Origin of the sequence: Actinomadura sp. KC216 (assembly GCF_004348535.1) — a bacterium.
Classification (GTDB): Bacteria; Actinomycetota; Actinomycetes; order Streptosporangiales; family Streptosporangiaceae; genus Spirillospora.
This window is the reverse complement of record NZ_SMJX01000280.1, coordinates 1-10,927: the sequence shown is the minus strand read 5'-3', so window position 1 is coordinate 10,927 and position 10,927 is coordinate 1. Positions and strand designations below refer to the sequence as shown.

At 70.4% G+C, this 10,927-nt stretch carries 9 protein-coding genes; 5 read left to right on the top strand and 4 right to left on the bottom strand.

Annotation, left to right across the window (positions count from 1 at the left end; genetic code table 11):
* Together E1264_RS33280 and E1264_RS33275 are read right to left on the bottom strand one after the other, a co-directional pair.
* Positions 1–675 (bottom strand): TetR family transcriptional regulator (locus E1264_RS33280; RefSeq protein WP_279491746.1); only part of this gene is annotated, 675 nt, incomplete at its 3' end.
* A complete protein-coding gene (locus tag E1264_RS33275) occupies positions 672–1,556 on the bottom strand; it encodes a sugar phosphate isomerase/epimerase (protein ID WP_132179889.1) in 885 nt (294 codons plus the stop codon). The genes E1264_RS33280 and E1264_RS33275, both read right to left, overlap by 4 nt.
* Before the next feature lie 223 nt (positions 1,557–1,779).
* Here E1264_RS33275 and E1264_RS33270 point away from each other — a divergent pair, with 223 nt between their 5' ends.
* From E1264_RS33270 to disA, 4 genes are all read left to right on the top strand, one after another.
* Positions 1,780–2,478 carry a class I SAM-dependent methyltransferase gene (locus E1264_RS33270; protein WP_132179887.1) on the top strand — a complete coding sequence of 233 codons (699 nt, stop codon included), beginning with the start codon at positions 1,780–1,782 and terminating at the stop codon, positions 2,476–2,478.
* A gap of 119 nt (positions 2,479–2,597) precedes the next feature.
* Positions 2,598–3,764, top strand: a complete 1,167-nt coding sequence (locus E1264_RS33265) for an alpha/beta hydrolase (RefSeq protein ID WP_132179885.1) — start codon at positions 2,598–2,600, stop codon at positions 3,762–3,764.
* Positions 3,765–3,897: 133 nt separating this feature from the next.
* Positions 3,898–5,394, top strand: a complete 1,497-nt coding sequence (radA, locus tag E1264_RS33260; protein ID WP_132179883.1) for a DNA repair protein RadA — start codon at positions 3,898–3,900, stop codon at positions 5,392–5,394.
* A 113-nt stretch (positions 5,395–5,507) separates the two neighbouring features.
* The gene (disA, locus tag E1264_RS33255; RefSeq protein WP_132179881.1) at positions 5,508–6,590 is read left to right on the top strand and encodes a DNA integrity scanning diadenylate cyclase DisA; all 1,083 of its coding nucleotides are present in this window, start codon (positions 5,508–5,510) and stop codon (positions 6,588–6,590) included.
* A gap of 10 nt (positions 6,591–6,600) precedes the next feature.
* Here disA and E1264_RS33250 read toward each other — a convergent pair whose 3' ends face one another.
* Entirely contained in the window at positions 6,601–7,020 is a 420-nt protein-coding gene (locus E1264_RS33250) for a hypothetical protein (protein ID WP_132179879.1), read from the bottom strand.
* 276 nt (positions 7,021–7,296) lie between these two features.
* On the opposite strand from E1264_RS33250, the gene E1264_RS33245 reads away from it, so the two are divergent.
* Positions 7,297–8,184: an A/G-specific adenine glycosylase gene (locus E1264_RS33245; RefSeq protein ID WP_132179877.1), complete on the top strand. Its 888-nt coding sequence runs from the start codon at positions 7,297–7,299 to the stop codon at positions 8,182–8,184.
* Positions 8,185–8,460: 276 nt separating this feature from the next.
* Here the strand turns inward: E1264_RS33245 and E1264_RS33240 are convergent, their stop codons facing one another.
* On the bottom strand, positions 8,461–9,888 hold the full coding sequence (locus E1264_RS33240; protein WP_132179875.1) for a serine hydrolase: 1,428 nt from the start codon (positions 9,886–9,888) through the stop codon (positions 8,461–8,463).
* Between the last annotated feature and the right edge of the window lie 1,039 nt (positions 9,889–10,927).

Genomic DNA, 10,927 nt, shown 5'->3' with positions numbered 1-10,927 from the left:
GGAGGCGAGGTAGCGCTGGATGGTGGGGGCGACCAGCTCGACCAGCTCCTCGTCGGTGGCGGACGCGAGCGGCTCGACGCGCACGACGTAGCGCAGGATCATCAGCCCGATCATCTGGCCCGCGGCAGCCTGGATCTGCAGCTTCGGGGCGTCGGTGGCCTTCGCGGCACGGCCGAACAGGACCGTCGTGACGAACTCGCGCAGCAGCGCCGCCGCGCGCTCGTTCGTCATCGCCGAGCGGAGCATGGCGAGGATCGGCGCCCTGCGCTCGTCGTCGCCCCACACGTCCAGGAACGTGCGGACCATCAGCTCGCCGAACCGGTCCCGGGGAAAGGACAGCACGCGGGGCAGCACGGTGGCCGGATCCACCGGGAAGCGCATCGCCTCGATGAACACGCCTTCCTTCGTCCCGAAGAAGTGGTGGACGAGCGCGGGGTCGACGCCTGCGGCGCGGGCGATGGCGCGCAGCGATGTCCCGTCATAGCCCTTCTCGGCGAACAGGTCGCGCGCCTCGGCGAGGATCTTCTCGCGGGTCTCGGTCGGCCCGGGGCGGCGTCCGGGGCCCCGCGACGAGCCCCGCTTCGCCCCCGCCTTCTTCGTCCCCGCCTTCGTGCCCGCCGGTTGCGCGTCCGGTTCGTCGACCTGCCGGTCCGGTTCGTCCACCTGCCTGGTCACCGGACGCCCCGGCGGGTGACCTCACCGGCCGGGGAGACCTCCCAGGTGCGGTCGGCGGCGGCGAGGTGCAGCCGCGCGAAGGCCAGCGCCTCGGCGAGGTCCTCCATGCGCTCGACGCGGCTGGACGCGCGGCGCGTGTTGATCTCCATGACGATGTGCCCGCGGAAGCCGCTCTCGGCGAGGTTCTCCAGCATCGTCCCGCAGGGCTGGTTGCCGCGGCCGGGGACGAGGTGCTCGTCCTTGTTGGTGATGCCGATGCCGTCGGCGAGGTGGATGTGGCGCAGCCGGTCCCCCAGGCTGGCCGCCATGTCGAGGGGGTCGGAGCCGGAGACGGCGGTGTGCGACAGGTCGAGCGTGACGTGCGGGTAGTCCTGGTCGACGGGGTTCCAGTCGGGCAGGTACATGCCCGCCTCGGCGCCGCGCGCCTTGAGCGGGAACATGTTCTCGACCGCGAACAGCACGTCGGTCTCGTCCTGCATGCGGGCGATGCCCTCGACGAACTCCTTCGCGTACTCGCGCTGCCACCGGAACGGCGGGTGGACGACGATGACCTCCGCGCCGAGCTCCTCCGCGACCTCCTTGGAACGCACCAGCTTGCCCCATGGCTCGCGCCCCCAGACCCGCTGGGTGAGCAGGAGGCACGGCGCGTGGATCGACCTGATCGGCATCTCGTGGTAGTCGGACAGCCGTCGCAGGACGTTGAGGTCCTGCGACGAGGCGTCCGTGGAGACCATGACCTCGATGCCGTCGTAGCCGAGCAGCGCGGCGATCTCGAACGCGCTCGGTACCTTCTCCGGGTACACCGACGCGGTGGAGAGCGTGATCGGCGCGTCCGGGACGCGGAGGGCCGGTGAAGAGACGCCGTTGTGCTGCGCGGTCAAGGCTTCCTCGCCAGGAATGGTCGCTCGGCAGTTTCGTAAGGGCCGACGGTCGAGTTCGTAGGGCCGACGGTCGAAGAGTGCTGTACGCAAAGGAAAGCCTATGCGGCCCCGGCCGTGATGAAACCCTCGCCCCGCGTGATCCTGCTTTCGTCCCACCGCGGTGGCCTTTCATCCCCTGGCAGGCGGCCTTTGTCCTCGGCGGTCGTGGCTACTCTCTGTCCCCGTGGCCGAGATCGCACCGGGCGCCGTGCCGAGCCCCAACATCTGGAACACCCCAGAGGTCTACGAGCTGGAGAACCGCGCCGTGGACCCGGACGGCGTCCTGGCCGGGGCGATGCGCGCGATCCGTCCGTGGGCCGGGGCGGACGTCCTGGACGTCGGCTGCGGCACCGGCTTCCACCTGCCGTTCTTCGCCGCGGACGCGCACCGCGTGATCGGCGTCGAGCCGCACAAGGGCCTCGCCAGGGCGGCCGCGCGCCGCGCCCGGGACCTGCCGAACGTCACGGTCCGGGTCGGCGCGGCGCAGGCGCTGCCGCTGCCGGACGCGTCGGTCGACGTCGTCCACGCGCGGTGGGCGTACTTCTTCGGGCCGGGCTGCGAGCCGGGCCTCGCCGAGCTGGGACGGGTCGTCCGGCGCGGCGGCGCGATCTTCATCATCGACAACGACGCGACCCGGTCGACGTTCGGCCGCTGGTTCCTGCGCAGCCTGCCGAAATACGACCCGGAGGCCGTGGAGCGGTTCTGGACGCGGCACGGCTTCGCCCGCGAGCCCCTGACGATCCGGTGGTCGTTCCAGAGCCGGGACGATTTCGCCGCCGTCCTGCGGATCGAGTTCCCGCCCGACGTGGCGGACGCCTGCCTCCGCGAGCACCCAGGCCTGGAGGTCGACTACGCGGTGAACCTGTGGTGGCGCTGCCCCTGAGCCTCAGGTGACCCCCGCGTGATGGCGTCTACTGGACTCCGTATACAACAATGGGGTCCGGAGGCGCTCGCGGCACCCGGACCGCGTGCCGCGACCTGGAGGAACGGGAGGAACCGGCCATGGGCCGTGCCGCCGAGTCGAGCCGCGTCACCGCTGGATCACCAACGACCACCAAGACCGTTAGCGGACGGGCGGTTCGCGGACGCGCTGTACGCCCACGCGCCGTTCGCGCCCGCGCTGTACGCGGGGCGCTCGCCGCCACAGCGCTCGGCGCGGCGGGTGCCGGTGCCGGGCTCGCCGGGCTGACCGTCCAGCGCCGTGCCCTGCGCCGCCTGCACCTGCGGCCCGACCCGTTCGCCGGGGAACCGTACGGGTCGGTGCGCGGCCGTCCCGTCCCCGTCCGCGCCGACGACGGGACGCGCCTGTACGCCGAGGTCGACGGCGAGGACCGCACCGACATCGCCGTCGTGTTCTCCCACGGCTGGACGCTCACCCAGGACGCCTGGCATTTCCAGCGCAGGGCCCTGCGCGGCCTCGGCAGGCTCGTCTTCTGGGACCACCGCGGCCACGGCCGCTCCGACGGCGGCGCCCGCGACGGCTACGCGATCGACCGCCTCGCCGCCGATCTCGGCGCCGTCATCGACGCCACCGTCCCCGCCGGGACGCCGGTCGTGCTCGTCGGGCACTCCATGGGCGGGATGACGATCATGCGGTACGCGGACGAGAACCCCGGCCTCGCCGGAAACAAGATCGTCGCCACGGCGCTGGTGTGCACGTCGTCCGGCGGGCTCGGCGAGGTCACCCTCGGCGCGCCCGCGCTGCTCGCGCGCGCCACCCACCGCCTCCTGCCCCGCGCCCTCGGCGCGCTCGGCGCCGGGTCGGGCGCCGCCGAGCGGGTCCGCCACCTCGGCCGGCACGCCACCCTCCTCATCGAGGACCTGATCGCGTTCGGCCCCGATGCCGGTCCGGGCGCCGTCGCGTTCGCCGAGCAGATGATGGCCGACACCCGGATGGACGCCTTCGCCGGCTTCCTGCACTCGATGATCACGACCGACGGGATCAGCGACTGCGCGTCCCTCGCGGGCACCGACACCCTGGTCATCGGCGCGGAGCACGACCTGCTCACCCCCGCCGGGCACAGCCTCAAGATCGCCTCGTGCGTGCCGGACGCGCGGGTGGAGATCGTCCCGGCCGCCGGGCACATGGTCATGATGGAGCGTCCCGGCGTCGTCAACGACCACCTGGGCGACCTCATCGAACGCGCCCGCAAGAACCTCACCACCTGAAGCCGCCGACACAGCGAGGCGAGGCGCGCGGGAAGGCGAGGCGCGCGGGAAGGCGAGGCGCGCGGGAAGGCGAGGCGCGGCCTTCGCCGTGCCTGCACCGGCGTTGTCGGAGGAGACCTCTACGCTTCCGCGCATGGCGAAGGCGAAGACGGCCAAGGCGGCCTACCGGTGCTCGGAGTGCGGCTGGCAGACGTCCAAGTGGGTCGGGCGCTGCGGCGAGTGCCAGACCTGGGGGACGGTCACCGAGGCGGCGTCCGCGGCCCCGGCGCGGGTCGTGGCCGCCGGGCCGGTCAGCTCGCCGGCGCGCCCGATCGGGCAGGTGGACGTGCGGTCCGCGCAGACCCGGGCCACCGGCCTGGACGAGCTCGACCGCGTCCTCGGCGGCGGCATCGTGCCCGGGGCCGTCCTGCTGCTGGCGGGCGAGCCGGGCATCGGCAAGTCGACGCTGCTGCTGGAGGTCGCCGCGCTGGCGTCCACAAACGCCAAGGACGGCCCGGGGCAGCCCGGCAGAGACGGCGTCCCAGGGCCGTCCGGCAAAGGCAACGGCACGAAGCAGCCCGGCAAGGACGGGCAGCGCGTCCTGTACGTGACGGGCGAGGAGTCCGCCGAGCAGGTGCGGCTGCGCGCCGACCGCGTCGGGGCGGTCACCGACGACCTGTACCTGGCCGCAGAGACCGAACTGTCGGCGATCCTGGGGCACCTCGACACCGTCGAACCCGCCCTCCTCGTGGTCGACTCCATCCAGACGATCGGGACGTCCGAGGTCGACGGCGCGCCCGGCGGCGTCACGCAGATCCGGGAGGTGGCCGCCAACCTCATCCGCGTGGCCAAGGAACGCGGCATCACCGTCGTGCTGGTCGGGCACGTCACCAAGGACGGCGCGATCGCCGGGCCGCGGCTCCTGGAACACCTCGTCGACGTCGTCCTGTACTTCGAGGGCGACCGGCACTCCCGGCTCCGGATGATCCGCGCCGTGAAGAACCGCTACGGGCCGACCGACGAGCTGGGCTGCTTCGACCTGTCCGAACTCGGCATCGTCGGGCTGCCCGACCCGAGCGGGCTGTTCCTCACCCGGCGGGAGGAGCCCGTCCCCGGCACCTGCGTGACCGTGACGCTCGAAGGCCGCCGCCCCCTCGTCGCCGAGGTGCAGTCGCTGGTCGCGAAGTCGCACCTCCCGGCGCCGCGGCGCGCCACGTCCGGGCTGGACACCTCCCGCGTCGCGATGGTCCTCGCCGTCCTCGCGCAGCGCTGCAAGATTTCCATGCACGAGCAGGACGTGTACGTGTCGACGGTCGGCGGCGTCCGGCTCACCGAGACCTCCGTCGACCTGGCCCTCGCGCTCGCCGTCGCCGGGTCGACCGTCGAGCAGTCGCTGTCGGGCAGCCTGATCGCGCTCGGCGAGGTCGGGCTCGCCGGCGAGGTCCGCGTCGTGCCGGGCGTGCAGCGGCGGCTGGCCGAGGCGGCGCGGCTCGGATTCAAGCACGCCGTCGTCCCGCGCGGCTCCCTCGAACTCGCCGACGGATCGCCGCTCAAACGCGCCGACCCGCAGCTCACGAGCTACGAGGGCATGAAGGTGATGGAGGTCGACAGCCTGCAGCAGGCCCTGCAAGTCGCCTTTACGGCCCCGTAACCTGGATCCCGCCAGAGTATTACCTCGCACAGCGCACGCTTGCGACCAGGGGAGGAACCGGCGCGCGGCCCTCCTCGGTAAACTGACGCCGTCCAGCGACCTCCGGGGGTCAGGTGCCATCACACGACAAGGGTCATGACGAACGCCGCCGCGCCACATTGGCCGCGGTGGCCCCGGGCACCCAGATTCGCGACGGACTGGAGCGGATCCTGCGGGGCCACACCGGCGGCCTGATCGTGCTCGGCTGGGACAAACCCGTCCAGGATCTGTGCTCGGGCGGCTTCGAGCTCGACGTCGAGTTCTCCGCCACCCGCCTGCGCGAGCTCGCGAAGATGGACGGCGCGATCGTCCTCGACGACACCCACAGCCGCATCGTCCGCGCCGCCGTCCACCTCGTGCCCGACTCGACCATCCCCACCGAGGAATCGGGAACGCGCCATCGCACCGCCGAGCGCGTCGCCCGCCAGACCGGCTTCCCGGTCATCTCGGTCAGCCAGTCGATGCACATCATCGCGCTGTACCTCGACGGGATCCGCTACGTCCTCGAAGACTCCGCCGCGATCCTGTCCAAGGCCAACCAGGCCCTCGCCACGCTCGAACGCTACAAGCTGCGGCTGGACGAGGTGTCCGGCACGCTCTCCGCCCTGGAGATCGAGGACCTGGTCACCGTCCGGGACGTCAGCGCCGTCGTCCAGCGCCTGGAGATGGTGCGCCGCATCGCCGACGAGATCGAGGGCTACGTCGTCGAGCTCGGCACCGACGGCCGCCTGCTGTCGTTGCAGCTCGACGAGCTGGTGTCCGGCGTCGACGTCGACCGGGAGCTGATCGTCCGCGACTACCCGTCCGACGACACCCGCGCCCGCGGCGTGGGCGCCATCCTCACCGCGCTCGACACGCTGTCCGCGACCGAGCTGCTCGACCTGTCCACGGTCGCCGAGGTGATGGGCTTCTCCGGCCCCGACGCCCTCGACCTGCCCGTCAGCCCCAAGGGCTTCCGCCTCCTCGCCAAGGTCCCCCGGCTGCCGAGCATGGTCGTCGAGCGCCTCGTCGAGCACTTCGGCGGCCTGCAGAAACTCCTGGCCGCCAGCATCGACGACCTCCAGGCCGTCGGCGGCGTCGGCGAATCGAGGGCCCGCAGCGTCCGCGAAGGCCTCTCCCGCCTGGCCGAGTCCTCGATCCTCGAACGGTACGTCTGATCGCCGCAGGTCAGCGGAGGCGGAAGACCTGCTTCTCGACCTTGTGGCCCTTCAGGACGGCCATGTAGGTGCCGGGACGGGCGGGGCTGCCGCTCTTACAACCGCGCATGCGGTTCCAGGTGATGGTCTCGACGAAGGGAATGCCCCTCCGGAGCGTCTCCTTGGACGAGTCACCGCGGCGGCACTCGGCGGACGACCAGATCCGGTCGTCACCGGACGTGACACGCACGTCGAAGCCGCGATGGGCGAACACGCAGGAGCCCCCGCCCGTGTTGACGACCGTGACCTTGAACTCGGGACGTGCGGTGCCCGCGTAGGTATCCCTGGGCATCGACACGCTGACTACAAGATCGTCCTTGCGGCAGGGGCCACCGTGGTCCACCTGCTTCGATTCGGGAGTGGCGGTCGTGGTGACGGTGACCGTCGGCATCGCCGTCGGCGGAGACGAGGGATCCGCGCTGGAGACCGCACCCGCGTTCCTTCCTGACCCGCCCTTCCCTGAGTCGTCTGCACCGCTGCCGCAGGCCCAGGCGAGCAGGCCGACCGCACCGAGAACGCCGGTCAAGGCCACCGCGCGGCGCCGCCAGTATTGGTCGAGCCGAGAACCGTCCTCGTTACGTCCAGTAGTCGCCCCCATGCGGTCAGTATGCATTCAGTGATCCGGAAAGAGGGGACGACCCGCCGCGCGCCACAATGGCGGCGCGCCATGAACACCACCACCGTGAACGCCGCTTACACCGCCCCCGTCCTCGACTGGTACGAGGCGAACGCCCGGGATCTCCCGTGGCGGGCGCCGGACGCGACCCCGTGGGGCGTCCTGGTCAGCGAGATCATGCTGCAGCAGACGCCGGTGTCGCGCGTCCTGCCGGTCTGGGACGCCTGGATGTCCCGCTGGCCGACGCCCGCCGCCCTCGCCGCCGAACCGTCCGGGGAGGCCGTCCGGGCGTGGGGACGGCTCGGCTATCCGCGCCGCGCGCTGCGCCTGCACGAGAGCGCCCGCGCGATCACCGAGCGGCACGGCGGCGAGGTCCCGTCGTCGCACGAGGAGCTGCTCGCCCTGCCCGGCATCGGCGCCTACACCGCCGCGGCCGTCGCGAGTTTCGCGTTCGGGCAGCGGCACGCCGTCCTCGACACCAACGTGCGGCGCGTCCTGGCCCGCCTGATGTCCGGCGACGAATACCCGCCGAAGTCCCAGACGAGGGCCGAGGTCGAACGCGCCGAAAGCCTGCTGCCCGTTGATCCCGCGACCGCCGCCCGCTGGGCCGTGGCCGTCATGGAGCTGGGCGCGCTGGTGTGCACCGCCCGTACGCCCCGCTGCGTCGACTGCCCGGTGTTCGACAAGTGCACGTGGCAGCGGAACGGCCGTCCCGCCTACGACGGCCCACCGCGCCGGGGCCAGACGTACGCGGGCACCGACCGCCAGTGCCGGGGACGCATCCTCGCCGTCCTCCGCGACGCCGAGGGACCGGTCGCGAAACCGGCCCTGGACGTCGTCTGGTCGGACGCCCCCCAACGCGAACGCGCCCTAGACGCCCTCATAGCCGACGGCCTGGTCGACCCCTTGGACGACGGCCGCTACGCCCTCCCCCAGTAGCCCCCACGCACACGCGCCCCGCAAAAGCGCGAAGGACCACGCACCAGCGCCGCCACGAACGGCCCTCCGCCCACCATAAACCCCTGGGCTGGGATAGCCCGTTCGCGGATGCGCTTCGCTTCCACGCGCGCTACGGACTCACTCCTTAAGGACTGTCTGCGTCTCCGGGGCGATTCCTCGGGGCCGATTCCCCGGACGCTACGAGTCGCCGGCTCCTCGGGGCACTGATCGTGACCCGAGGAGCCGGGGTGCGGCCTCCGTCCCGAACCCGGCGGCTCAGTGACCGGTGGCGGCGCGGCGCTTCTCGTAGGCGTCCATGATGCGGCCGAGCTTCGCGAACTTCTCGGTGTAGGTGAACGGGTAGATGCCGGGCGGGGTCGCGGGCCGTCCGGCGTCGATGTACTGCGTGCCGAGGTTCGAGAAGACGACGATCACGTAGTGGCGCCCGCCCTCGCCGCGCAGGGCCCGGACGATGCCCGCGTCACCGGCCGAATTGTTCACCCAGCCGGTCTTGTGCGCGAACGCGACCTCGGCCTTCTTGTTGCAGGAACGGACGTCGCGCCCGAACTTGTTGCCGTCGACGGTCACGGTGCCGTCCGCGCCGACCCACCGGTTCGGGGCGGCGTTCGGCAGTCCGGCCGCCGGGTACTTCCCGCCGCACCAGTTCGTGCTGGACAGCATGTCGTTGAAACCCTGCTGCGCCAGCTCAGCACGGAAGAACTTGCGCGAGGCCGGGCTAAGCACATCATCGCTCTTGACCGGTTTGCCGTTGGGCGCCGTCCACACCGTGCCGGGCGCGCCGTTGATGAGCGTCAGCAGCTTGGCGGTGTCGAGCGAGCTCATCGTGATCTCGTTCGACCACCGACCGCCGTTGGACGCCCTGGTGCCCTTGAGCTGCAGCGTCTCCAGCCCCAGGTCCTGGAACGTCTGGTTCAGCGGGTCGATGGCCTTGTGATCGTGCAGCAACTTGATCAGCGCGCAGGACGCGGCGTTGGACGACCAGGTGAGCGAAGCGTCCATGTACTTGCGGACGGTGTTGCTGCTGGCCTCGCCGCACAGCGGGCTGATCTCGGTCGGCTCGTAGGCGTAGGTCTCGTCCAGCGTGATCTCGCCCTTGTCGACGAGCTGCAAAACCCCAAAGTTGACCATGAGCTTCAACACAGAAGCGGGGTAGTCGAGCATGTGGTCGAGCGGCGCGCCCTCCCTGCCCGGCACCACGTCGATGGTGCCCTGCCCCTTGTTCCTGTACCAGCCCGCGTCATCCCACTGGCGCCACCGCACACTCGTGGTGGACAGATTCCGGTCGACCGGCACGATCACGCCGTTCTTGTAGGTCGGACTCATCAAAACGGTGCCGGACGACACAGGACGGCCACCCTTGTCCAATTCGATGATGGTGGCGTCCATCTGCGGCTGCTGGACGATCGGCTTGGGGTCGGCCGCGGTGAACGGCCGCGCCCGCTGCGCCTCCTTATCCACGGGATTCCCCATGGTGCGGAGTTGTGCCGCGCTGGGCGGCGCGGTGTCGAGAACCTCCTGAAACCGCAGCTCGTTCATGACGAGTCGCAGCCGTTCAGCGACCTTGCTCACCTTCTGCGCGTCAGCGACATTGGCCGCCTCCACCTGGACCGGCCCCGCGGAACAGCCCGCCAAGGCCGCTGCGGTCAGTACCCCGATGGCCCCGTACATCCACCTGTGCTTCACCGGTTTCCCCTTCCCCGTCGGCGAAGTTGATCAGCATAGGGCCGGACGGGCACCAGGGAAAGCGATGTCCGAATCTTGGCCTAGAAGTCCACCCGAACAACTCCCAGAAGCCACCCCACCTCCACCACCCAGCGACTCAACTCCACACCCGCGCTCACCCCCAGCACACCACACCTTCCAAACAGCACACCGCCAACCCACGACGAGCCAAACAAGCCCACCCACCACCACCGACCAAATTCACGACCACTCCTCGATCCAAGGAACCGTTTCCGCTCCAAAAACCACCCACTATCCAGCAGACCGACTCCACACTCGCGCGCACCCCAGCACACAACATGTCCCAATCAGCACTACCGCCAACCCTCAACCAGCCCGAATAGCCCCACCCCTCACCGCTCCCGGGATTCGCGGCCACTTCGCCCCGTGGAACCGTTTCCGCTTCCAGAAGCCACCGCGGCTCTGCCGCCCATGGTCCAGTGGCTCGACTCCATGCCCGTGTACACCCTCAGCGCACCACGCGTTCAAAGCAGCACTTCCACCAACCCACGATGCTCCCGAATAGGTCCGCTCATCACCGCCGTCCAGATTGGCGGCCACTTCTCGGCCCGAGGAGACCTCTCTGCGAATTACTCGGCATCGCAGGCCCTCCCCGAGCACACGAATCCGTTCACGAACCATGGGATCCCCGTGGACGGTAGCCCAGTAAGCATGCTCGACCGACAAACAAGAGACACCCAGACCTCGATCGGCAACAGGCGATCGTTCTGCAGCACGATAATCCCCGAATTTGCAGGCCAGCCCCAGGAAAACACATCCGCCGACATTATTCACTCCCCCCACAAAACGACCCTTTTGCATTATCCGCCGGCCTCTCCATCGCCCCGCATCCATCCTGGACTTCTATGCGTCCCCCGACTCCCGCACAACCCTCGACCGAACCACCCCGCCACCCACGCAACAATCCCTCACCACACACCTCCAATCACCAAACCCATATATAAAACGACCTCCCCAACGCAGCCGGCACCGAATACAC

What these genes read in the sequence shown, in the direction of transcription:
- E1264_RS33265 (WP_132179885.1), top strand. Translation starts at nt 2,598, where the DNA reads ATGGGCCGTGCCGCCGAGTCGAGCCGCGTCACCGCTGGATCACCAACG.
- radA (WP_132179883.1), top strand. Translation starts at nt 3,898, where the DNA reads ATGGCGAAGGCGAAGACGGCCAAGGCGGCCTACCGGTGCTCGGAGTGC.
- E1264_RS33250 (WP_132179879.1), bottom strand. Translation starts at nt 7,020, where the DNA reads ATGCCGACGGTCACCGTCACCACGACCGCCACTCCCGAATCGAAGCAG.
- E1264_RS33245 (WP_132179877.1), top strand. Translation starts at nt 7,297, where the DNA reads ATGAACACCACCACCGTGAACGCCGCTTACACCGCCCCCGTCCTCGAC.